Origin of the sequence: Streptomyces sp. GbtcB7 (assembly GCF_019091445.1) — a bacterium.
Lineage (GTDB): Bacteria > Actinomycetota > Actinomycetes > Streptomycetales > Streptomycetaceae > Streptomyces > Streptomyces mirabilis.
In genome coordinates, this window is the sequence record NZ_JAGXJM010000542.1 from 1 (window position 1) to 241 (window position 241).

General features: G+C 68.0%; 1 protein-coding gene. It reads right to left on the bottom strand.

Features of this window, described 5'->3' with window-relative positions; all coding sequences use genetic code 11:
* A partial coding sequence (locus KVT44_RS56745; RefSeq protein WP_217577128.1) for an N-acetyltransferase occupies positions 1-241 on the bottom strand: 241 nt, incomplete at both ends.

The following is a 241-nucleotide window of genomic DNA, read 5'->3' on the forward strand; positions in this document are numbered from 1 at the left end:
GGACGAGCGGCGCCGGGGCGAGCGGTCTCGGTGAAGCCAGCGCCGAGGAAGGCGGAGAGCGTCCCGTGATAGAGCTCGTTGCTCGAGAACCGCTTGATCTCCGTGTCGAGCGGGTAGCCCTCGACGACGCGGGCGCCGTGTGCTCGAGCATGCTCGACGGCGGCGTCGAGCAGTTTCGACGCGATTCCCTTCGAGCGGTGCTCTGTGCGGACGACGAAGCAGGTGATCGCCCACACCGATG